Raw genomic sequence first — 23336 nt, forward strand, 5'->3', positions numbered from 1 at the left:
TCCGGGTAGAGTACTGCCCAGTAGTGAACGACGTCACCAGGGCGTGTCTGAATTTTTATAACACGTTCTAGTAGACCGTGTTCGGACTCCACCCCGTCCTGGAAGGCCCCATGGCGCCCACGCCCTCCGCGCCCGAGGACCCCACCGGCACCCCCTCCGGCGGCGCGCGCACCACCCCCGCGGTCCCCGACCCCGCCCGGCTGCTGCCGCAGGTCGACGGGCGCCACGCGACCCTCGACGGCATCCGCGCCGTGGCCGCCCTCATGGTCCTGGTCTTCCACGTCGCCACCGAGACCGGCGACTCCCTGGCCCCCGGCGTGCTCGGCGGCGCGCTGTCCGCGTTCGACCTCGCCGTGCCGCTGTTCTTCACCCTGTCCGGGGTGCTGCTGTACCGGCCCTGGGCCCGGGCCGTCCTGGACGGGAGCCGCTCCCCCTCCGCCCGCACCTACCTGTGGCGCCGGGTCGTGCGCGTGTTCCCCGCCTACTGGGTGGTGGCCCTGGCCGCGCTGCTGCTGTACTCGCGCGAGCACCTGGACTCGCCGCGGTACTGGCTGGAGGTCATGACCCTCGCCTTCCCGTACGACACCGACCCCTCCTGGGTGGGCACCGGGCCCTACGGGCTCGGGCAGATGTGGAGCCTGTCCGTCGAGGTGAGCTTCTACCTGCTGCTCCCGGTGTTCGCCCTGCTGCTGTCCCTGTGGGCGCGCCGCGGCGGCACACCGGACGCCCGGGGCCGGCGCCTGCTGTGGGGCCTGGGGGTGATGGCGCTGCTGGGGTTCGCCGCGCTGCTGCCGCAGTTCATCCCCGAGCCGCGCCACTACATGCACGCCTGGCTGCCGCGCACGCTCGGCATGTTCGCGGCGGGGATGGCGCTGGCCGTGCTGTCGGAGTGGGCCCGGCACGAGTCCGGTCCGGACGGCCCGGTGCGGCGCTTCTGCCGCACCGTCGCCTCCTCCCCGGGGGTGTGCTGGCTGGCCGCGGGCGGGTTCTTCGCCCTGGCGGCCACCGACGCCACCGGCGGCCGGTTCATCGGCGCGGGCGACCTGTGGACCTCGGCCTTCTCCTCGGCGGCCGACATCGGCTTCGCGTTCCTCGTCATCGCGCCCGCCGCACTGGCCCCCCGGCCCGCCGGCCCGCCGGCCCCGCTGCGGTCGGCCGCGGCCTGGCGCGACGGCCGCTGGCTGGACTCGCTGCTGCGGCACCGGGTGTGCCAGTACCTCGCCAAGGTGTCCTACGGGGTGTTCCTCTGGCAGTTCCTGGTGCTGTACCTGTGGCGCGACTTCACCGGGCAGGAGATCTTCACCGGCACCTTCTGGCTGGACATGGTGCCGGTGACGGCCGCGACGGTGCTGCTGGCCGCCGCCACGCACCGCTGGGTGGAGGAGCCGTCGCGGCGCTGGTCGCGCCGGGTCCTGCGGGACCCCCGCCGGCCCTGAGGCGGGCCGGGCTCACTCCTGCCCGCCGGCCTCCCCCTCCCGCGGCGGCTCCTCCTGCGAGAGCGGGATCGGGTGGCCGCCCTCCGCGTCCGGGGCGAGCCTGCCGAGCGCCACCGCCGTCATGCACAGCCCGCCCTCCTCGGTGAGCAGGGAGAGCCGGTCGCCCTGTTGCGGCACCGGCAGGTGCCAGAACCCGCCGTCGGGCGCCGCGGGCAGCACCGCCTCGATCCAGCCGCCGCCCACCGACACCACCAGCTGCGTGTCGGCGTCCGAGGTGTAGGCGAGGGTCGCGACCTGCTGCGGACCGCCCGCCGCCAGCGCGGGCCAGGACACCGCGCCCTCCAGCGTCCCCAGGCACTCGTCCTGCGGCCCGGGCAGGAACGTGCTGCTGAACAGCGTGTGCTCGCCCGGGACCAGGGTCCCCCCGTCGTCGAACACGTAGGCCCGCGGCCCCTGCTCCGGGTACGCGAACCGCGCCCCGTCCGGGGCCAGCGGCGGCAGCACGTAGGAGGTGAGCCGCCGGTCGCCGTTCCAGTCCAGGACCACGTCCTCCGGGACCGGGCGCGGGTAGAACCCGCCCTCCTCGGGCAGGTCGGCCATGGAGGCCCGCACGTTGTCCATGTACTCGCGCAGCCGGTCCCCGTTGAGGGTCCCGGCGTAGGTGTGGGTGGAGTACAGGGCGCCCGCCGCGTAGACCGCGGTCAGGACCCCGGCCGCCACCGCCCGGTCGCGCCGGGCGCGCCGTCCCGGGGCGGCGCGCGTGGCGGGCGCGGCCCCCGCCGTGGAGACCGACTCCCGGGCGCGCTGCTCGCGCACCACCAGGAAGGCCAGGGCCAGGCACAGGGCGAAGACCAGCGCCGCGTCGGCCACGTACCGGGGGTCCGCCCCGGCCAGGCCGTGCCCGCGCCCGCGCGCGATCACCGTCGGGATCGCGTCCACGAACACCAGGTAGCCCAGCAGCAGCGCCCACGCCCGCCAGGCGCTCCCGCGCAGCCACAGGCTGCTCAGGACGATGGCCGCCCACACCGCGCCCGCGCCCAGCACCACGAACCCGCGCGGTTCGACCAGCCCGCCCGCCGGGGTGATGAGCGCCCACTCGTAGGGGCCGCCCAGCGCGCCCACCGGGAACACCTGTCCCAGCATCCGCCGCACCAGCTCCACCGCCGCGTCCGCCTCGGGCACCCCCGCGCCCTCGGTGCCGCTGCCGCCGTTCTGGCTGACCACGTACAGGACCAGGTAGCCCAGGGTCATGGCGGCCATCGCGGTCCAGAACGCGCGGTGCGCGCGCACCGCCCGCGCCGCCCCCGCGAACAGGGTGCCCGGGTAGAGGAAGGCGACCGCGAACACGAACAGCAGCGAGGGCAGGAACAGCGCCTTCACCGAGAAGAACATGCCGAAGACCACGGCGGCCGTCGTCCACCACCCGTACCGGGGGTCGCCGGTGCGCACGTAGCGGACCGTCCACAGCAGGGCCAGCAGGATCGCCAGCTGGAACGGCACCGCGTTCAGCGCCGCCGCCCACCAGCCCAGCACCGGGATGGTCAGCGGGGCCAGGGCGTAGACCGTGAACGGCACGAGCAGCGCCCACCGCCGGCCGAACAGCTCCCAGGTCAGCCGCAGGAACGCCAGCAGGGCCAGGGCCTGGAGCACCAGCATCAGCCCGGCGCTCACCCACCAGTCGTAGGGCCAGAAGGCCGTCTGGAGGTAGACCAGGAACATCGCCCCGGGCATGAAGTGGCCCTTGTGCAGGGAGAACAGGTAGTCCGGGGTGAGGTCCGCGGCGTAGGCGGCGCCGAAGAACAGGAAGTCGTCCTCGACGAAGTAGGACGCGTTCAGCACGTACACCTTGGCGGCCAGCGCCACCAGCAGGACCACCGTCGCCGCGCGGAACACGGGGTCGCGGGAGACCCGCCGCAGCGCGCGCAGGGAGTCCGCCGCCAGCACGCCGATCCCGGGACCCTCGTCCTCGGGATCCTCGACGGCGCGGCGTACCCTGGCCTCCGGTTCCCGGTCCGGACCGGTCGTGGGGGTGGTGGACGGCATCGGTACTCTCCCCGCCGCTGGTTGGCCAAGCCGGAAACGGATGTCAGAATACAACAGGTTCCAGTTTCAGCTCTCCCTGTTGACACTGGCCTTTCTCCTCGCGAGACCCTTAACGGGAACTTGATGCAGCACACCCCTGGAGGTGATGTGGTGGGACTCGAACAGGTCCGCCGCGACTGGACCCGGCTGGGTGCCGACGAGCCCCTGTGGGCGGTGTGCGTCGACCCCGCCAAGCGGGACGGCGGCTGGGACGACGACGAGTTCCTCGCCTCCGGCCGCGCCGCCGTCGACCCGGCGGTGGCCCGCCTGGAGGAGCTGGGGCTGCGGCCCGGAGGCGGCCGGGTCCTGGACTTCGGCTGCGGGGCCGGGCGGCTCTCCAACGCCCTGGCCGCGCACTTCGACCGGGTCGTGGGCGTCGACATCTCGGCTCCCATGCTGGAGGAGGCCCGGCGGCTGGACCGCAGCGGCGGGCGTATCGGCTTCGTCCTCAACGAGCGCCCCGACCTGTCGCTCTTCGAGGACGACTCCTTCGACCTCGTGTACACCGACCTGGTCCTCCAGCACCTGCCCCCGGAGCTGGCCGAGGGGTACATCCGGGAGTTCGGCCGGGTCGTGCGCCCGGGCGGGGCCATGGTCCTGGGCGTCCCCGAGAGCGAGCGCCGCACCTTCAAGGGGCTGGTGTTCCGGTACGCGCCCTGGCCCCTGGTGGCCTGGGCGCAGAAGACCCTGCTGCGGTACCCGGCGCCGATGCGGATGCACACCCTGGGCACCGGGCGGCTGGCCGAGCTGCTGCCGCAGGCGCGCATCGCGGCCTCCGACGAGTACTGGGGCGGCGACCACTGGCGGCACCTGCGCCACTACGTGGCGGTGGGCGGGTGACCGGGACCGGGGGGCCCGCCGCCCCGGCCCGCCCCGACGGGACCGTCCCCTTCCGCGCCACCCTGGGCCGCTCCGTCGCGCTGTTCTCCGCGTTCCGCAGGGAGCAGGCCGACCCGGCGTTCTTCTACGGCACCCTCGCCCGCGACACCGTCGCCCAGCTGCGCTCCTACACGCCGCTGGACGGCAGGCTCGTCGTGGACGTGGGCGGCGGTCCCGGCTACTTCGCCGACGCGCTGCGCGAGGCGGGCGCCCGCTGCCTGTGCGTGGACTCCGACGCCCACGAGATGACCCTGCACGGCCGCTCCGCCGACGCCTTCGCCGTCCAGGGCAGCGCCCTGGACCTGCCGCTGCGCACCGGGTCGGTGGACGTGTGCTTCTCCTCCAACGTCCTGGAGCACGTCCCGGACCGGGCGCGCATGGCCGACGAGATGGTGCGGGTGACCCGGCCCGGCGGGCTGGTGTACCTGTCGTACACGCTGTGGTTCTCGCCCTGGGGCGGGCACGAGACCTCCCCCTGGCACTACCTGGGCGGCCGGTACGCCGCCGAGCGGTTCGCCCGCCGCAACGGGCACAGGCCCAAGAACGACTTCGGCCGCACCATGTACGCGGCCCACGCGGGAGAGATGCTGCGCTGGGCGCGCGCCCGCACCGACGTCGACCCCGTGGACCTGCGGCCCCGCTACCTGCCGACCTGGACGAAACCGCTCGTGCGCGTCCCGGGCCTGCGCGAGGTCCTCACCTGGAACCTACTCCTGGTGCTGCGCAAGCGGTGAGGGCTCCAGCACCAGGCCGGTGACCACCCGGCCGTCGGCCGCGGCCACCGTCGCGCTCCACCCGCCCAGCTGGACCCGCTCCCCCGGCCCCTGCGGGATGTGGCCGAGCAGGACCAGCACCATTCCGGCGACGGTCACGTAGGAGCCCTCGGGCGGGTCGGTGACCTCCACGCCCAGCAGGGGGAGGTCGTGCACGGGATAGGTGCCCGGGACGCGCAGCGCGCCCCCGTCCAGCCGGACGACCTCGGGGTCGTCGCCGTCGGTCTCGTCGACGATGTCGCCGACGATCTCCTCCAGCAGGTCCTCCATCGAGACGATCCCGCCGACCTCGCCGGCCTCGCCGATGACCACCGCCAGCTGGCGGTGCTCGGCGGTCATCCGCCGCAGCGCGTCGGAGACCGTCAGGGAGTCGGGCAGCAGCGGGACCTCGCGGGCCAGGTCGGCGACGTCGGCGTCGCCGCGGTCGATCAGGTCGCTCCAGTGGACGACGCCCAGGACGTCGTCGACGTCCCCGGCGGCGAAGACGGGCGCCCGCGAGTGGCCGCGCTCGACGAGCATCGCCAGCGCCTCCCGGGCCGTCGTCCCCGCCGTGACCGCGTCGACGTCCGGGCGCGGGACCAGCACCCGGCGGACCTTGCGGTCGCGGATCTCGAACGCGCCGGACAGGATGTGGCGCTGCTCCGGGGTGATGTCCCCGTGGGTGACGATCATGTCCCGCAGCTCCTCCTCGCTGATCTCCTCCCGCTCCGCGCGCGGATCGCCGCCGAGCAGCCGCACCACGAGGTCCGTGGAGGCGCCGAGCAGCCGCACGACGGGGCGGGACAGGGCGGCGAGCAGGTCCAGCGGGCGGGCCACCATGAGCGCCCAGGCCTCCGAGCGCTGCATGGCGATCCGCTTGGGCGCCAGCTCGCCCAGCACCAGCGTGACGAAGGTGAGGACGACGGTGACCAGCACGACCGCGACCGGGGAGGCGTAGGAGCCGAGGAAGCCGAGCGGTTCGACGAGCGGGCGGGCCAGCGACACGGCGGCGGTCGCCGAGGCGAGGAATCCGGCGAGCGTGATGCCGATCTGGATGGTGGCCAGGAACCGGTTGGGGTCCCGGGCCAGCCGGGCCACGGCGCGGCCGCCCGGGCCGCTCGCCTCCAACCGGCGGATCTGCCCCTCCCGCAGGGTGACCAGGGCGATCTCGCTGCCGGCGAACAGGGCGTTCACCACGACCAAGACCAGCACGAGGCCGATCTGGGCCCCGTAGCCCTCCATGGGATGCTCCCGTGGGTCGATTGTGTTGGAGATGGGGGTCTTCCCTGTTTTCCCATCCGCCACACCCGCCCCGAACCGCTACCCCAGCCGGTCGCGGATCCGCCGCGGGGAGCGCGCGCGGCGGTGCATGCCCCGGAAGGGGCACTCCCGCCGCTCCAGGTCCATACCGAACCCCCGGGCCGACTCCAGGCCCTCCAGCTCCTCCCAGAACAGGGGCGCGGCCACCGGCCCGCCCTCGCGCACCCGCACGGAGTACGGGGCGACGGCCAGCTGCTCGCGGCCGTTGCGGAGGTAGTCGACGAACAGCCGGCCCCGCCGCCTGTTCTTGCGCACCTCGGTGGTGCGCTCCGCCGGGGCCCGCGCGGCCACCCGTTCGGCGAGGAGCCCGGCCAGGTCCCGGACCTCCTGGTCGTCCAGCTCCGGGCGCAGCGGCGAGCGGACGTGCAGGCCCTTGGAGCCGGTGGTCATCACGTAGGCGGCCAGCCCGGCCTCCTCCAGGATCTCCCGGGCGTCGAGCGCCGCTGCTCTGCACGCGGCGAAGTCCCGCGCACCGCCCCCGGGCGGGTCCAGGTCCAGCACCAGCAGGTCGGGGCGGCCCAGGTGCGGCTCCCGTGACTGCCAGGCGTGCAGCGTGATCGCCGCCTGGTCCGCGCACCACACCAGGGCGGCGGCGTCGCGGACCTCCATCATCGTCCCGCCCCCGGTCTCCAGGGTGCGGACCCAGTCGGGGACCGAGGGGTGCTTGACGAAGAAGCCGGGGCCGTCCACCCCTCCCGGGTAGCGCTCCAGCGCCACCGGCCGCCCGCGCAGGTGCGGCAGCATCAGCGGCGCGATGCGCACGTGGTAGCGGGCCAGGTCCTCCTTGGTGGGACCGCCCGCCCCGAAAAGCTCCTTGTCCGGCCGTTTCACCCCGACCACCCGGCGTCCCGCCCGAACCCTCGCGCTGTCGGCCATGGCCACCACCTCCCCCGGGTCCCCTACCCGTTCCGCGGCGGGGGGCACGCCCGGGTCCCGGCGGCGTGCGGGCGTCAGTCCCGGGGAGGCCCGGGGTCCGGGCGGTCCAGGACGCCGGCGGGGTCGATCTGGCCGTACCCGGTGGCCACGTAGAAGTCCTCCAGGTTCACGTAGCCCGCGCGGCGGGCCACGCTGATCATGTCGCCCGACGACTCCGCCTCGATGAGGCTGCGGTGCCCGCCCATGAACTCCGCCATGGCGAGCCGCCCGTCCACCTCGGCCTTCTCCCGGGCCCGGGTGCGGTGCCAGGCCCCGATCGCGACGCGGGCCTTGCCGGTGCGGGCCGACTCCAGCCAGGCCCGGTCCGGCCCCGGCTCGGCCTTGGTGATGATCTGCACCGTGTCGCCCTCGCGCACCTGGGCGCTGGGCAGGGCCAGGCGCCCGTTGACCGTCGCGGCCGAGAACCGGTCGCCGATGTCGTTGTCCAGGGCGTAGGCCACGTCCACCGGGGTCGAGCCCTCGGGGAGGGTGAGGATCTTGCCGTCCACGGTGAGCACCGTGATGCTGTCCGCCAGGTCGGTGCGCACGCCCTCCAGCAGCTCCTCCGCGGAGGCGCCCTCCTGCCAGCGCAGCAGCCGGGTGAGCCACTCCGGGTCGGTGGTGCGCTCCGAGCCGAGCCGGCCGTCGCGGCCGGTGCGCTCGTGGATCTCGGCGATGATGCCGTACTCCGACACCTGCTGGGCGCGGCCGTCGCAGATGATGATCTGCACCTTGTGTCCGCCGTCGGTGCGCACGGTCGTGTGCAGCGCCCGGTAGAGGTTGTACTTGGGCGAGGCGATGAAGTCGCGGAACTTCGCCGGGACCGGCCGCCAGCGCCCGTGGACGGCGCCCAGCGCCAGGTAGCCGTTGCGCTCCTCTCCCCGGACCACCACCACGTAGCGCACCGTGGCCTGCGGGTCCAGGGAGGCCAGCGGGGATCCGGAGTGGAACACCGACGCCAGGTGGCGGGGGCGGACCTCCACGTCGGCCTTGACCCGGAAGGCCGCCAGGCTGTCGAGCAGCGCCGCCGTCAGGGCCTCGGTCTGCGGTCGCGCCCGGTCGCGGACCCGGGCGGCGCACTCACGGGTGCGCTCGAACTCCTCGGTCTCCAGGTACTCGAAACACAGGTCCTCCAGCTCCCGTTTGAGCTTGTACACGCCCAGCCGCTCGGCGAGCGGGACGAGCAGCTCGCGGGTGCCCAGGGCGATCTTCACCCGCTTGTGCGGCGGCTGGAACTGGAGGGTGCGCAGGTTGTGGACGCGGTCGGCCAGCTTGATCAGCAGGACCCGCAGGTCGTCGCGGGCGGCCACGACCATCTTGCGGAAGGTCTCCCCGGCGGCGGCGCTGCCGTACATCGACCGGTCGACCTTGGTGACCCCGTCGACCATGACGCCCACCTCGGTGCCGAACTCCGCGGCGAGGTGGGCGAGGCTGAACGGGGTGTCCTCCACGGTGTCGTGCAGGAGGGCGGCGACGAGGGTCGCGGTGTCCAGGCCGAGTTCGGCGAGGATGGTGGCGACGGCCAGGGGGTGGATGATGAACGGCTCGCCGCTCTTGCGCTTCTGCTCCCGGTGCAGGTGGTCGGCGACGGCGTAGGCGCGCGCCAGCAGCGCGGTGTCGGCCCGGGGGTACCAGCGCAGGTGCTCGGCGATCAGAGGCTCGGCCTCGCTCGCGGGGCGGGTGGTGGCCTTGGCCTGGTTGAGGCCGCGCCACCACTCGGTGGAGGCCGTCACATCCACATCGGGAGCTCCCATATGGACCCCTTCCCATCGCACGGCGGACCGGGTATTCCGTCAAGCCTACTTATCCCGGAACGCCGCCGGCCCACGAACCCCGCAACCCGCGGCCGGACCCGCGCGGGGAGGCGCCCGCGCCGCACGGGGGGAGAGGGAGATCACCGCCGCGGACGCGCGAACGCCCGGCCGGTGACCCCGGCCGGGCGTTCGGGTGCGGGCGCGGTGGGGCTACTTGCGCTTCTGGATCTCCTCGGTCAGCTGCGGGGCGACGGTGTGCAGGTCGCCCACGACGCCGAAGTCCACCAGCTCGAAGATCGGAGCCTCGGGGTCCTTGTTGACCGCGACGATGTTCTTCGCGGTCTGCATGCCGGCCCGGTGCTGGATCGCGCCGGAGATGCCCAGCGCGACGTACAGGTTCGGGCTGACCGTCTTACCGGTCTGGCCGACCTGGAACTGGTTCGGGTACCAGCCGGAGTCGACGGCGGCGCGGGAGGCGCCGACGGCGGCACCGAGCGAGTCCGCCAGGCCCTCGACGACGGAGAAGTCGTCGGAGCCGACGCCGCGCCCGCCGGAGACCACGACGGCGGCCTCGGTCAGCTCGGGGCGCTCGCCCTGCTCCTGGACCACGCGCTCGACGACCCGGGCGGCCCGGGCGGCCTCCGACGGCTCGAAGGAGACGGCCTCCTCGGCGGCGGCGCCGGCCGCGGCCTCGGGGGTCACGGAGTTCGGACGGACCGCGACGACCGGGACACCGGTCCGGACGCGGGCGTGGGTGACGGTGGCACCGCCGAAGATGCTGTGCTCGGCGACCACGTCGGCGCTGACGTCGACCACGTCGGTGAGCACGCCCGAGCCCAGCTTGACGGCGGTGCGGCCGGCGATCTCCTTGTTCTCGGCGGTGGCCGAGACGAGGATCGCGGCGGCGCCCCTGTCCCGGGCCAGCTCGGCGAGCAGCTCGGCCTTGGGCGCGACGACGTGGTCGTTGAGCGAGGCCGGGGCGACGTAGACCTTCTCGGCGCCGAACTCGGCCAGCGCGGCCCTGCCCGACTCCGCACCGTCGCCGATCCAGACCGCGGCGGGCTCGCCGATGCGGCGCGCGGCGGTCAGCAGCTCGGTGGTGACCTTCTTGACCTGTCCGTCGACGTGGTCGACGAGGACGAGGACCTCAGCCATAATCCTTGAACCTTCCTGAGTCTCTCGCCTGACCTACACGAACTTCTTCTCGGCGAGGAAGTCGGCGATCTTCACGCCGCCGTCGCCCTCGTCCTTGACGATCGTGCCCGCGGCGCGCGGCGGCGCGGCGGCGAAGTCGACGGTCTCGGTGGTGGCGTTGGCCAGACCGACCCTGGCCGTGTCGATGCCGGCGTCGGCCGCGGACTTCTTGTCCACCGGCTTCTTCTTCGCCTGCATGATCAGCTTGAAGGACGGGTAGCGCGGCTCGTTGATCTTCTCCACGACGGAGACGACGGCGGGCAGCTGCGCCTCGACGACGTCGTAGCCGTAGTCGGTCTGGCGCTGGATCCTGATGGCGCCGCCGTCCACGTCGACCTTGCCGGCCAGCGTGAGCTGGGGCAGGCCGAGGTACTCGGCGAGCGCGGCGCCGACGACGCCGGTGCGGGCGTCGGTGGACTCCGAGCCCAGGACGACGATGTCGAACTCCAGGGTGCCCAGGGCCTGCGCCAGCGCGTAGGCGGTCTGGAGCGAGTCCGAGCCGTGGAGCGCGTCGTCGTTGACGAAGACGGCCTTGTCGGCGCCCATGGACAGCGCCTTGCGGATCGAGTCCGTGGCCTGGTCCGGTCCCATCGTCAGGATGGTGACCTCGCCGCCGTGCTTCTCCTTGAGGAGAAGGGCCTCCTCGATCGCGTACTCGTCGAGCTCGTTGACGACGCCGTCGGACGCTGCGCGGTCCAGCGTGTTGTCCTCGGCGCTGAGCTTCCGTTCGGTCGCCGTGTCCGGGACCTGCTTGACCAAAACGACAATATTCATGGCCGGTGGCCGACCTCCCTGCACTCCGTGATCCGCCGTGCGGCGGCCGGACGCTGGCGCGCCCCGTACTGCCAACAATGTCGAACGACGTTCGGTCCTCCGACGGCGGGGCCGGTCTTTCCGGTCGACCGGTCCCGCGGTGTACTCATAGCCCTTATGTTACTGGCTAGTAGCATGAAGGCCAACCCACGGCCCCCGATTTCACTTAGGAAACCCTAACCAATCCTGGTGGCACAGGCTCCGGCGGCACCGCACGCGGGGCGGCGGACCGTCCTGCGGGCCGGTGGGCGACCGGCCCCGAGCCCCTTGTCACACCTTAGTCACCGCCCGGTCCGGCCCCGCCCCGGCGGCACCGGTCCGGGGCCGGGAACGACACGGGCGCCCCCGCTCCCGAGGGAGCGCGGGGCGCCCGGCGGGCGTCACGCCGGCTACTCGCCGCCGAACCAGTCCGCGGGGCCCTGGAGCGGGCCGAGCCGCCAGTCGGGCGCGGAGCCGAAGCCGAACGACAGGATGAGCATCGCCAGCAGGATCACGGCGACGATCACGCCGATGTACAGGTACAGGTTGCGGAACCGGACCCGCTCCACCAGCCACACCGCCTGGTGCCGGGCCTGGCGGCCGCTGGGCATCAGGTAGCTCAGGAGCATCGTCACGAACACGGCGAACCCGCCGATGTAGTTGGGCCCCTCGTTGCCGGTGTCCACGATCTGGGCGTAGACCAGGCCCACGAGGATGCCCGCCACCAGGTACACCAGGCCGAAGCCCACGGTGCGCAGCAGCATCCGCCCGAACGCCCACGGGAAGCTGAGCGCCACCACCACGGTGTCGGAGTTGCGGGGCCCGCGCGTCTGGAGCCGCTTGGCGTGCTCGGCCTTGACCACGTCCAGCGCGCTCAGCCCGGCGATGACCAGGATGCCGAGCAGGATGCCGATCCACGGGAACACCAGGCCCAGCCCGGCCAGGGCCAGCACCACCGGGATGAGCACCAGCGGGTGCATCCGGTAGACGCGCTCCTCGTACTCCTCGCCCTCCTCCTCGTAGAGGGAGTCGTACTCGTCGTACTCGCCGGTCTCGCTGTCGCCGCGGAAGTACCCGCCCATCCGGTCGCTGCCGCCGCGCCGGAAGCGGTTCAGCCAGCCGCCCTGCTCCTCGTAGTCGTCCTCGTCGAACTGCTGCGTGCTGTTGCTCCGCCGGCCGTCGTCGACGGGGGTGAGGATGTCGGAGAAGTCGCCCTTGTGCAGGGGCGTGTTGAAAAACTGCGTCTGCGGGGCCCCGTCGTGCTGCGGGGGCTCCTCGTAGTCGAGGGGGGAGCGGCCGCCCCGGGCCGTGTCGCGCGGGTCGAGCATCATCGTGCCCTGCGGGTCGTCGGCGTCCGGGCGGACGGCGTCGATGCGCATCGTCCCCTGCGGGTCGTCGGCGGCGGGCACCGGGTCGAAGCGCTGTGTGCCCGCGTCGTCGGCGAGCGGGTTGATCCGCAGGGTACCCTGCGGGTCGTCCAGGTCGTCGGCCCCGCCGGGGGCGATCCGCTCCGTGCCCTGCTCGCCCGGGTCGTCGTAGCGCCCCGGGGCCATGCGCTCGGTGCCGATGCCGCCCAGGTCGTCGGTGGGCTCCTCGTCGGCCCGCCGGCCGTGGCGGCCCCCGGACAGGTCGTCCGTGGGCTCGTCCTCCCAGCCGCCCGACTCAGCACGGGCCTCGGCGCCCCGGTCGCCGGACGCGGACCAGGCGCTCGCGGTGGAGTCGGGCCCGCCGTTCCAGCCGCCCTCGCCCCCGCCGTGGGTCATCCGGCTGGCCAGGTACCCGGCCGCGCCGCCCAGCGCGGCACCGCCCAGGGCGGCGCCCGCGCCGCCCTGGCCCCCGGTCGCCGGGTCGGCGGGGGGCCGCCCGCCCGCGCCGGCGTCGGCCCCGGGGACCGGGGCGTGGTAGACGGTGTGGCTGCCGGTCAGCCCGGAGGGCTTGGCTCCGGGGTCCTCGGTCCAGGGGAGGTCGAGGTTGAGCCGTCCCGCCTCGTCCACCAGCCCGGCGGCGGTGGGGCGGCGGCGCATGTCGCGGGAGACGGCGCGCAGGACCAGCGGGCGCAGCGCCTCGTGCATCCCGTCCATGTCGATCTCGCCGTTGAGGATGCGGAAGAAGATCACCTCGAAGGCGCCCGAGCCGTACGGCGGGCGGCCGGTGGAGGCGAAGGCGACGGTGCCGCCCCAGGCGTGGATGTCGGTGGCCGGCCCCAGGGCGGTGCCCTCGATGACCTCCGGGGAGAGGTAGCTGGGCGTGCCGACGAACGTGCCGGTCTGGGTGAGCTTGGCGCCGTCGACGGCGTGGGCGATGCCGAAGTCGATGACGATCGGCTCGCCGTTGGAGATGATGACGTTGCCGGGCTTGAGGTCGCGGTGGATGACGTCGACCGCGTGGATGTCCTTGATCGCCCGTGCCAGGCCGGTGATGAACCGGGTGAGCGCGCGCCCGCGCAGCGGTCCGTGGTCGGTGACGGTGGCGTCCAGGGTGGGGCCGGGGATGTACTCGGTGACCACCCAGGGCAGCTCGGCGTCCGTGTTGGCGTCGATGACCTCGGCAACGTTGGGGCTCTGCACCCGGCGCATGGTCTCGACCTCGCGGGCGAGCCGGGCGCGGGCGATGCGGTCGCCGGCGACCTCGGGCTTGAGGACCTTCACCGCGACGAACTGCTGGGTCCGGGGATCTTCGGCCTGGTACACCACGCCCATGCCGCCGGAGCCGATGCGGCGGCGGATCACGTAATGGCCGATGCGCTCCGGCAGCTCCTCGCCCATGGGGAACCCTGCCGACATTGCCATCGTGTACTCATCCCCTCAAAAGACCGCATACCACCACGTCCAGCTTATCGGCCGGGGGGATGGGTCACCATTGGCTTGTACGGGCCCGACGGGGCCTTGTGGTCTGCTCGGCACCGCCGGGAAGTTCTGGGGGCTCCGGCGGTCGGTTCCTCGTCGGACGACCACCACCGAGTATGACGGAAGATCCGCGCGGGCGGTTCCCCCCGGCCTGCCCGAACTGGCCGGTTTCGGACTCCGGGGTGGGCGTTTCGGTCTCGCCGTGCCCGTCACACCCGCCCCGTCCCCCCTGTCCTGCGGGCCCGTGGCCGCCCCGGCGCCGGTCGCGGGCCCCGCGACCGGCGCCGGGGCGGCCGGCCGGGGTCAGCGGCCCCGGAAGACGGCCTTGCCGGGCCCCTGCTCCAGGAAGCTGCGCATGCCGGTCTTCTGGTCCTCGGTGGCGAACAGCCCGGCGAAGTGCAGGCGCTCGATCTCCAGGCCGGTGTCCAGGTCGGTCTCCAGTCCCCGGTCCACCGCACCCTTGGCGGCGGCCAGCGCCACCGCCGGCCCCTCGGCGAAGCGGGCGACGAAGGCCACCGCCTCGGCGTAGACCTCCCCGTCGGCGACGACGGCGTCCGCCAGGCCGATCTCCTTCGCCTCGGCGGCGTCCACGTGGCGGCCGCTGAAGATCATCTCCTTGGCGCGGGCCGGGCCGACGAGCCGCGGCAGCCGCTGGGTGCCGCCCGCGCCGGGGATGACGCCGAGCAGGATCTCGGGCACGCCCAGCTGGGCCCCGGCGCCCACCACCCGGAAGTCGGCGGCCAGCGCCAGCTCCAGGCCCCCGCCCAGGGCGTAGCCGGTGACGGCCGCGACGACCGGCTTGGGGATGCGGGCCACGGCGGTCAGGGCGTTCTGGAGGCCGCGGGCGTACTCCAGCATCTCCGCGTGGGTGCGGTCGGCCATCTCCTTGATGTCGGCGCCCGCCACGAAGAACCGCTCGCCGCCGTAGACCACGACCGCGCGGACCGCCGGGTCCGCGGCGACGGCCGCGGCGGCCTCGGCGATCTCGGCGGTCAGCACCGCGTTGAGCGCGTTCACCTTGGGTCGGTCCAGCCGGATCACGGCCACCGCCGGGTGCCCGGGGTCGGTCTCAACGCGCACGAACTCGGCCACGTGCTCCACCTCTTCGCCTGTCGACGTCACTGTCCAGCGATTCCTATCACCCGGGTCACGAGAAGAGCAGGACCAGGGTGCCCAGCCGTGCGGACAGCGCGTAGGCCGCCGCCAGCAGCAGGAGCGCGCCGACCGGCAGGAGCGTGTCCCCGGTCCCCCAGCGGCTGTGGCGGGCGCGGCTGCGCGGCCCGGTGCCGAACGCGCGGGCGTCCATGGCGGTGGCCATGAGCGTCCCGGTGCGGATGGCGCGCACGAGCAGCGCGAACATCCGACCGAAGAACAGCGCCGCCATCCGCGCGGGGTTGCGCCCCGCCTCCAGTCCGCGGGCCCGCCGGGCCAGGGTGACGGTCCGCCAGTGGTCGGCCAGGAGCGGGAGCAGGCGCAGTGCGGCCAGCACCCCCATGGCGGGGCGCTCGGGCACCCCCAGCCGCTGGACCAGGCCGTCGGCCAGGTCCGTGGGGTCGCTCCCCGCGGCGGCGATCAGTCCGGGCAGGGCGATGGCCAGCAGGCGTACCGCGGCGCCCACCGCGCCTTCCAGCCCCTCCACCCCGTAGAGGTAGTTGACGAGGCCGCTCGACAGGCCCATGAGGAGGAACGGCCCGCCCAGCACCAGCAGGGTGCGCCGGTCCAGACCGCTGAACGGGACCAGCGCCAGCACCCCCAGCAGCACCACGCCGCCGGTGACGGCGTCCACCGCCGGGACCAGCCCCAGCCCCAGGACCATCGCGGCCACCAGCTTGGCCGCGGGGTTGAACCGGGTCAGCCAGTACCGGGCTCCGCCGTCGTCGGGCGGGTCGAGGGTGAGGGCGTCGGCGACCGGCGCCCCGGGTTCACGGTCGGCCACGGGTGCCCCCTTCCGCCGCGGTGCGGCCGGTCTCCTCGGCCCGCCCCCGGGCGACCCGGACGCGCACGTCGGCCAGGCGCCGCAGCAGCAGCCCGTCGTGGGTGGCCATGACGACGGCGCGGCCCTGCGACCGCAGCTCGCCGAGCAGCTCCACCAGTTCGGACCAGGTGCGGGTGTCCTGTCCGAAGGTCGGCTCGTCCAGGACCAGGACGTCGGGGGCGTGCGAGGGTCCGGAACTCAGCGCGGTGGCGACCGAAAGCCGCCGTTTCTCTCCCCCGGAAAGCGTGTACGGGTGCACATCGGCCAGCGCGGTGAGCCGCAGTCGCTCCAGCAGCTCGCCGACCCACGCCTCGGTCTCCCGTGCGCCCCTCCCGGCGCGCAGCGGGGCGAACCGGAGCTCGTCGCGGACGGTGCCGGTGACGAACTGGTCCTCGGCGTGCTGGAACACGGTGCCCACGTGCCGGGCCAGCCGGCGGGCCGGCCAGCGCGCCAGCGGCCGCCGGTCGGCCGCGGCCAGCGGGCCGCGCGGCAGCACCGCGCCCCGGTACGGCCGGGCCAGGCCGGCGAGGAGGGTGAGCAGGGTGGACTTGCCCGCCCCGTTGGGGCCGGTCAGCGCGGTGGCGGTCCCGGCCCGCACCGCCAGGTCCACGTTCTCCAGTACCGGGCGCCGGGGCGGGACGCGCACGCCCAGCCCCGGCGGGGTGCGCGCGGCCACCCCCGCGGCCTCCAGCAGCACCGCGCCGCCGGGCGCGGCGCCCGTGGAGGGCGCGGGCTCGTGACCGGGCACCCACACGCCCTGCGCGGCCAGCGCGGCGCCGTGGTCCGCGAACACGGAGCGCGGCGGGCCGTCGGCGACCACGCCGCCCCCGGCCTCCAGGACGACGACCCGGTCCACCAGGTCGACGACCTCGGCGACCCGGTGCTCCACCAGCACCATCGTCGCGCGGGTCCGCTCCAGCAGGCGGCCCAGCACCCCGCGCACCAGGTCCGCCCCGGCCGGGTCGAGGTTGGCGGTGGGCTCGTCGAGCAGCAGCAGGCGCGGGCGCATCGCCAGGGCCCCGGCGATGACCAGGCGCTGCTTCTCGCCGCCGGACAGCGCGCCGGTGGGGTGACGCGGGCCGTAGGGGAACCCGACGGCCTCCAGCGCCTCGCCCACCCGCTCGCGGATCCCCTCCGGGGGCACGCCCAGGTTCTCCGGGCCGAAGGCGACGTCGTCCCCGGCCCGGGCCATGACGATCTGGGACTCGGGGTCCTGCGCGACCAGCGCCGCCCCGGCCCGGCCGCGGCGGGCCCGCTCCCCGTCCACCAGGAGCAGGCCCTCCTCGTCGCCGCCGATCGCGCCGTCGTCGCCGGTGAGCCCCGCCAGGGCGTGCAGCAGCGTCGACTTGCCGGTGCCGGAGGCGCCGAGCAGCAGCACGCGCTCGCCGGGGTCGATCACCAGGTCGACCCCGCGCAGGGTGTGCGCGTCCCGGCCCGCGTGGCGCCACCCCCATCCGGAGAGCTCGACGCGGGCTCCGGGGCGTCCGTCCTCGGCCACGGTCAGCCCTTGGCCGAGGCGAAGGGGGCCAGGGCCCCGGAGCGGGCCAGGGCGGTGGTGAGCAGGCGCGCCCCCACTCCGGCGATGACGGCGGCGCTGAGCACGACGATCACCCCGTAGACGACCTGGTGGTGGAGCGGCCAGGTGACGTTGTAGGCGATGTTGTCGCGGATGGCCGGGGAGATCCCGGCGGCGGCCGCGGCCAGGACCGCCGCGCCCATGCCCCAGCGCCGGTAGCCGAAGGCGAGGAAGACCAGCTCGGGCAGGATGCCCTGGAGGGTGCCGTCGAGGAGGACCATGACCCCCCACTGGGTCCCCAGGACCGCGGACACCGAGGCGGCGGCGACCGAGGTCAGCAGGGCGGCGCCGGGCCTGCGGATGATGAGCCCGCCCAGGACGCCGGAGATCAGCCACATCCCGTAGACGGCGGCCTGGGCCGGCGGGAAGGCCACGAACAGCGGGGTGGTGACGGACCAGACGATGTTCCAGAGCCAGAAGACGACGCCGACCGCGACGCCCAGCACCGCGGCGACGACGATGTCGACGGTGCGCCAGCCGAGCGCCCGTGCCCTGATGTCGGCCCACGTTCCGCCGGAGGCGGTGTCGGTGCCCATACTCGGTGTCCCTTCGTCGGTGTGACGAGGGGCGGATACCGCCGAGAGCGGCACCGGGGCGCGCGGCGCTCCGGAGGGGGTCCTCCGGTGCGCGAGACGCGCCACCGGTGGCGGTTCCCACGACTTCCTTCGCCGGCATTACCCGGATCAGGTGTGTAAGGGTCTGCGGTCGGTCCGCACTCTCAGCGCTCACGCGCTCCCCTGTCGGTTCGCCCCCATTATGCGCCATCCGGGACGAAAGACCACCCCCGGGACGATCCGTCCCGCCGTGGGGAACGCCGCAGGGCCGGCCCCCGCTCCCGCGGGGGCCGGCCCCGGACCCCGTCCGCGCCGTGCGGCGGACGCCCGCCCGGCAAAGGTCAGGCGTCGTCGTCCTCTTCCTTCTTCTTGGGCGGGGTCGCCGACGGGTCGCCGAAGCGGGACGGCGACGGGGCGAAGGACTCCGCGGGCAGGTCGGACGCCGCCCGGGTCATCGTGGCCTGCCAGATCGGCCCCGGCAGCGTGCCGCCGTAGACGATCCCGTAGTACCTGCCGCCGATCTGGACGCCCTGGAGCGGGTTCTGCTCACCGCCGCGGATGTCGCCGACCACCACCGCGGAGGCCAGGTTGGGCGTGTGCCCGGCGAACCAGGCGTAGGCCGCGTTGTCCGTGGTGCCGGTCTTGCCGGCGGCCGGCCGGCCGATGCCCAGCCCGTTGGCGGTACCGCCCTTGAAGGTCTGCTGGAGCAGGTGGTTGACGCCGTCGGCCACGTGGACCGGCACCGCGCCCTCCTCGCAGTCCGAGCGCGTCCCGATCTCGCGGTGGTCCTCGTCGCCCTCCCGTCCGATGGTCACCGAGACCACCGCGCGGGGCTCGCAGTAGGTGCCGCGGGAGGCGAAGGTGGCGTAGGCGTTGGCGACGGTGAGCGGGGAGACCTCCTGGTCCCCCAGGGTGAAGGAGCTCCACACGCCCAGCGGGCCGCCGTCGGCTCGGTGGACGCCGACCCGCTCGGCCATCCGGGAGGTCTCGCACAGCCCCACCCGGCGCTGGAGCTGGGCGAAGTAGGTGTTCACGGACCCCTTGGTGGCGCTGATCATGTTGTGCGAGCCGCCGTCGCTCTCACCCGCGTTGTTGACCTTCCACGCCGACATGGTGCCGCCGTCGCAGTTGGCCAGCCCGCTCACCGAGACGCTCTTGGGGGAGTTGAAGCCGGTCCCGTACTTGAGCCCCTTGTCCAGCGCCGCGGCCAGGGTGAACGTCTTGAAGGTGGACCCGGCCTGGTACCCGTGCGAGCCGCCGTCGGCCTGGTCGACGGCGAGGTTGATGGAGGTCGTCCCGACCTCCTGCTCGTCGAACCCGTAGCGCATGTTCTGGGCCATCGCCCGGATGTCGCCGGTGCCGGGCTCCACCAGCACCTGCGCGGCGAACTTGGTGGTGTTCCCCGGCGGCACCCGTCCGTCGATGGCCTCCTGCGCGGCGGCCTGCATGTCCGAGTCCAGGGTGGTGCGCACGGTGATGCCGCCGCGGCCCAGCAGGAAGTCGCGCTCGGCGGGGTCCTCGGACAGCGCCTCGGAGTCCTGGAGCCAGCGCATCACGTAGTCGCAGAAGAACGGCTCGTCGCTGTGGTAGCAGCTGCCGCCGCGGGGGGTGGGGTCCAGGCCCAGGTCGGCCCCGCGGTACCCGGCGGCCTGCGCCTCCTCCAGGTGCCCGGTGTCGACCATGCGGTCGAGCACCAGATCGCGCCGCTCCATCGCGGCCTCGGGGTTGGTGAGGGGGTCGTAGTAGGAGGGGGCGCGCACCAGGCCGACGATGGTCGCCGCCTGGCCGGGGTCCAGCTCCTCCGCGGTCGTCGAGAAGTAGCGGCGGGCCGCGATCTCGATCCCGTGGGCGCCCGCGCCGAAGTAGGCGAGGTTGAGGTAGCCCTGCATGATCTCGTCCTTGGACAGGCGGTCCTCGACGTCGATGGCGTAGCGCAGCTCGACGAGCTTGCGGACCAGGGTCCGCTCGCTGGCGCGCTGGACCCCCTCCTCGTCGGTGGCCTGTTCGATGAGCAGGTTCTTGACGTACTGCTGGGTGATGGTCGAGCCGCCCTGGGTGTCCCCCTGGGCGGTGCGGGTGGCGGCGCGCAGCAGCCCGCGCAGGTCCAGCCCGGAGTGCTCGTAGAACCGCTCGTCCTCGACCGCCATGAGGGCGGCCGGGACCCAGGGGCTGATGTGCTCCAGGTCGACCACCTCGCGCTCGCGGCGGGCGACCTCCGCGATGGGCCGGTCGTCCACGTCGGTGATGAGGACGCGCTCGGCCAGGCGGGAGATCTCCAGGTCGGCGGGGAGCGCCATGAACCCGGACGCGGCGTCGCGGGCGGCCAGTCCGAGCCCGCCCGCCCAGGGCATCACGAGCGCCGCGGTCAGCAGCCCCGCGAGCGCGCCCGTCCCCGCCAGTCTCAGGACCGCCCGCCGTCTCGGTCCCGGCCGTTCCGTCCGGTTCGGCTCCGTCACGTCGCCCCCCTACGCCGTGTGGCCCCCGTCCGCGCGCGGGGCGCGGACGGGGCACTGCTGCGCCGCCCACACTCGCAGGGCCGGGCGGCGGCGCCCGGGACGGGATCGGGCGTGTCACTGAAAAGCTTCATCAATCCATGGCAAAGCCCACAGACCGGACATCACTCACGCCAGTTGCACAGCTCAACGAAACGGGCATTTCAATTCCTCGACATCGAGGCGAAACAGAGCGGTCCGACACGGCACACCGCAACGAAGCGCAGAATCCAGACCAAGCATCCCCGGGAAGATCATTCGGACACACGGGCATGTCCGCAATAAGGTCAGGCGCCCCCTCCGGGCATTCGGACACCCCTACCCACCCGACACCTTCCCGCAACATGACCGATGAGTTTTCCGACTTTTCACCGCAGAAAATGGCAGAACAACCAGAGAGACACCCGAAACGCCTGTCGCCTTCTGACTGGTTTGCGAGGTTTGCCCAGGTGAAACCAGGCAAATACCAGCCAAGGGCTCACAGGCATAGTGTGGCGAGGATCACATAAATTATCCGGCCCTGGTACTCCGCCAAACCACACGAGAGGGCACACGATAGAGAGCGGAGGGCACCGAAGCCGCAATCCGGACAGAATCCGATCCGGTTCTTCGTTAACTCCGTCTTGCTTTGGATTAACTCCGGGTTATTTCCGACTTCCGAGAACCGAAGCGCCCCTCTAAAACGCCCGTACCACGACAATTACGGTGTAGCCAGTGATCGGACGACTGCCCATCCTCGCCATCTCTCCGGACAACGATCTCGGCCCGGTGAAAGCCGTCCCCGGTGAACGCTTCACCGTCGGCGCGACCGTCATCCGCGAAGGGCACGACTCCCTCGCCGCGGGCGTCGTCGTCTATTCGCCCAAGGGCCGCCGGGAGCGCCTCGTCCGCATGAGCGAGCGCGCCCCGGGGACCGACCGCCACGAGGCGGAGATCTCCCTCCCCGCCGAGGGGAGGTGGTCCTTCGCCGTCGAGGCCTGGAGCGACCCGTTCGCCACCTGGCACCACGTCGCGGAGGTCAAGCTGCCCCTGGGCCAGGACACCGGCCTCGTGCTGGAGGAGGGCGCCCGGCTGCTGGCGCGGGCGGCCCGCCGCGTCCCCCGCAGGCCGGTGCTGGCCCGTGCCGCCGCCGTCCTGCGGGACGCCTCCCTGGAGCCCGCCGAGCGCTACGCGGCCGCGATCACCCCCGAGGTGCTCGACGCCATGCACGCCGAGCCCCTGCGCGAGCTGGTGACCCGCTCGCCGCGCACCCGCGTCGCCGTGCACCGCGAGCGCGCCCTGTTCGGCTCCTGGTACGAGTTCTTCCCGCGCTCCGAGGGCGCCCAGGTGGACACCGCCCCCGGACGGCAGGTCTCGGGCACCTTCGCCACCGCCGCCAAGCGGCTGCCCGCGATCGCCGACATGGGCTTCGACGTGGTCTACCTGCCGCCGATCCACCCGGTCGGGCACGGCCACCGCAAGGGCCCGAACAACGCCCTCGCCGCGGGACCGGGCGAGCCCGGGTCGGTGTGGGCCATCGGCTCCGCGGAGGGGGGCCACGACGCCGTCCACCCGGACCTGGGCACCCTGGCCGACTTCGACGCCTTCGTCGCCGAAGCGCACGGGCACGGCCTGGAGATCGCCCTGGACCTGGCTTTGCAGTGCTCCCCCGACCACCCGTGGGTCACCGAGCACCCCGAGTGGTTCACCACCCGGGCCGACGGGTCCATCGCCTACGCCGAGAACCCGCCCAAGAAGTACCAGGACATCTACCCGCTCGACTTCGACAACGACTTCCCCGGCCTCTACAAGGAGATCCGCCGGGTCGTCCAGCACTGGATCGACCACGGGGTGCGCATCTTCCGGGTCGACAACCCGCACACCAAGCCGGTGGCGTTCTGGGAGAAGCTGCTGGCCGACGTGGCGAAGAAGCACCCGGACGTGCTGTTCCTCGCCGAGGCCTTCACCCGCCCCGCCATGATGCGCACCCTGGCCAAGACCGGGTTCCACCAGTCCTACACCTACTTCACCTGGCGCAACGGCAAGGACGAGCTCACCGACTACCTCACCGAGCTGAGCCGGGACACCGCCCACTACCTGCGCCCCAACCTCTTCACCAACACCCCGGACATCCTCCACGCCTACCTCCAGGACGGCGGGCGCCCCGCCTTCGAGGTGCGCGCGGTCCTGGCTGCGCTGCTCTCCCCCACCTGGGGCGTCTACTCCGGCTACGAGCTGTGCGAGAACACCCCCGTGCGGCCCGGCAGCGAGGAGTACATGGACTCGGAGAAGTACCAGTACCGGCCGCGCGACTGGGCCGCCGCCGAGGCCGAGGGCCGGAGCATCGCGGGCCTCATCACCCGCCTCAACCGGCTGCGCCGGGAGCACCCGGCCCTGCGCGAACTGCGCAACCTGCGGTTCCACCACACGGACCGGCCGGAGATCCTCTGCTTCTCCAAGCACCGCCCCGGCGAGCGCCCCGGAGACCCCGACGACGCGGTCATCGCGGTCGTCAACCTCGACCCGCACCGCGCCCGCGAGGCGACGGTGCACCTGGACCTGCCGTCCGTCGGCCGTGCGTGGGAGGAGGAACTCAAGGTGACCGACGAGCTGACCGGTGCCGCCTACACCTGGGGAGCGGCGAACTACGTCCGGCTCGACCCCGCGCAGGGGCCCGCGCACGTGTTCACCGTCAGCGGCAGATAGCGGCCCGCGGAGCAGCCGGGGGCGCGGCGGACGGTGTCCGCCCGCGCCCCTCCCATGCCCCGGTCAACCGTTGATCCGATGTCG

At 73.5% G+C, this 23336-nt stretch carries 16 protein-coding genes and 1 riboswitch; of the genes, 4 read left to right on the forward strand and 12 right to left on the reverse strand.

Annotation, left to right across the window (positions count from 1 at the left end; all coding sequences use genetic code 11):
• Nucleotides 1–110 precede the first annotated feature (110 nt).
• Entirely contained in the window at nt 111–1436 is a 1326-nt protein-coding gene (locus BUE45_RS14035) for an acyltransferase family protein (protein ID WP_073379762.1), read from the forward strand.
• A 12-nt stretch (nt 1437–1448) separates the two neighbouring features.
• Here the strand turns inward: BUE45_RS14035 and BUE45_RS14040 are convergent, their stop codons facing one another.
• Nucleotides 1449–3479: a hypothetical protein gene (locus BUE45_RS14040; RefSeq protein ID WP_073379763.1), complete on the reverse strand. Its 2031-nt coding sequence runs from the start codon at nt 3477–3479 to the stop codon at nt 1449–1451.
• Nucleotides 3480–3629: 150 nt separating this feature from the next.
• Here BUE45_RS14040 and BUE45_RS14045 point away from each other — a divergent pair, with 150 nt between their 5' ends.
• Nucleotides 3630–4358, forward strand: coding sequence for a class I SAM-dependent methyltransferase (locus BUE45_RS14045; RefSeq protein ID WP_342746023.1), 729 nt, complete (start codon nt 3630–3632; stop codon nt 4356–4358).
• On the forward strand, nt 4355–5131 hold the full coding sequence (locus BUE45_RS14050; protein WP_073379765.1) for a class I SAM-dependent methyltransferase: 777 nt from the start codon (nt 4355–4357) through the stop codon (nt 5129–5131). Before BUE45_RS14045 ends, BUE45_RS14050 begins: the two co-directional genes overlap by 4 nt.
• Here the strand turns inward: BUE45_RS14050 and BUE45_RS14055 are convergent.
• The 11 genes from BUE45_RS14055 to BUE45_RS14105 all read right to left on the reverse strand — a co-directional run bounded on the left by BUE45_RS14055 (nt 5105) and on the right by BUE45_RS14105 (nt 20531).
• A complete protein-coding gene (locus BUE45_RS14055) occupies nt 5105–6391 on the reverse strand; it encodes a hemolysin family protein (RefSeq protein WP_073379766.1) in 1287 nt (428 codons plus the stop codon). The two genes, BUE45_RS14050 and BUE45_RS14055, sit on opposite strands and share 27 nt — an antisense overlap.
• A gap of 78 nt (nt 6392–6469) precedes the next feature.
• A complete protein-coding gene (gene ligD / locus BUE45_RS14060; protein WP_073379876.1) occupies nt 6470–7345 on the reverse strand; it encodes a non-homologous end-joining DNA ligase in 876 nt (291 codons plus the stop codon).
• Between the two features lie 74 nt (nt 7346–7419).
• A complete protein-coding gene (locus BUE45_RS14065; RefSeq protein ID WP_073379767.1) occupies nt 7420–9138 on the reverse strand; it encodes a RelA/SpoT family protein in 1719 nt (572 codons plus the stop codon).
• 210 nt (nt 9139–9348) lie between these two features.
• The gene (locus BUE45_RS14070) at nt 9349–10293 is read right to left on the reverse strand and encodes an electron transfer flavoprotein subunit alpha/FixB family protein (RefSeq protein WP_073379768.1); all 945 of its coding nucleotides are present in this window, start codon (nt 10291–10293) and stop codon (nt 9349–9351) included.
• Between the two features lie 33 nt (nt 10294–10326).
• Nucleotides 10327–11106 (reverse strand): electron transfer flavoprotein subunit beta/FixA family protein, encoded by a 780-nt coding sequence (locus BUE45_RS14075; RefSeq protein ID WP_178378532.1) that lies wholly within the window; start codon nt 11104–11106, stop codon nt 10327–10329.
• Nucleotides 11107–11534: 428 nt separating this feature from the next.
• The gene (locus tag BUE45_RS14080) at nt 11535–13913 is read right to left on the reverse strand and encodes a bifunctional serine/threonine protein kinase/MFS transporter (RefSeq protein WP_245833156.1); all 2379 of its coding nucleotides are present in this window, start codon (nt 13911–13913) and stop codon (nt 11535–11537) included.
• Between the two features lie 360 nt (nt 13914–14273).
• Complete coding sequence (locus BUE45_RS14085; protein ID WP_073379877.1) at nt 14274–15062, reverse strand: enoyl-CoA hydratase/isomerase family protein; 789 nt, start codon at nt 15060–15062, stop codon at nt 14274–14276.
• A gap of 55 nt (nt 15063–15117) precedes the next feature.
• On the reverse strand, nt 15118–15906 hold the full coding sequence (locus tag BUE45_RS14090) for an energy-coupling factor transporter transmembrane component T family protein (protein WP_073379771.1): 789 nt from the start codon (nt 15904–15906) through the stop codon (nt 15118–15120).
• Nucleotides 15893–17443, reverse strand: a complete 1551-nt coding sequence (locus BUE45_RS14095) for an ABC transporter ATP-binding protein (RefSeq protein ID WP_073379772.1) — start codon at nt 17441–17443, stop codon at nt 15893–15895. The genes BUE45_RS14090 and BUE45_RS14095 overlap by 14 nt, the downstream gene beginning before the upstream one ends.
• A 2-nt stretch (nt 17444–17445) precedes the next feature.
• Nucleotides 17446–18057 carry an ECF transporter S component gene (locus tag BUE45_RS14100; RefSeq protein WP_073379773.1) on the reverse strand — a complete coding sequence of 204 codons (612 nt, stop codon included), beginning with the start codon at nt 18055–18057 and terminating at the stop codon, nt 17446–17448.
• A 107-nt stretch (nt 18058–18164) separates the two neighbouring features.
• Nucleotides 18165–18270: riboswitch (TPP riboswitch) on the reverse strand.
• Nucleotides 18271–18416: 146 nt separating this feature from the next.
• Entirely contained in the window at nt 18417–20531 is a 2115-nt protein-coding gene (locus tag BUE45_RS14105) for a transglycosylase domain-containing protein (protein WP_073379774.1), read from the reverse strand.
• Between the two features lie 750 nt (nt 20532–21281).
• On the opposite strand from BUE45_RS14105, the gene BUE45_RS14110 reads away from it, so the two are divergent.
• Entirely contained in the window at nt 21282–23252 is a 1971-nt protein-coding gene (locus BUE45_RS14110; RefSeq protein ID WP_073379775.1) for an alpha-1,4-glucan--maltose-1-phosphate maltosyltransferase, read from the forward strand.
• Nucleotides 23253–23336: the final 84 nt, after the last annotated feature.

The organism is Nocardiopsis flavescens (assembly GCF_900141985.1).
GTDB classification, from domain to species: domain Bacteria; phylum Actinomycetota; class Actinomycetes; order Streptosporangiales; family Streptosporangiaceae; genus Nocardiopsis; species Nocardiopsis flavescens.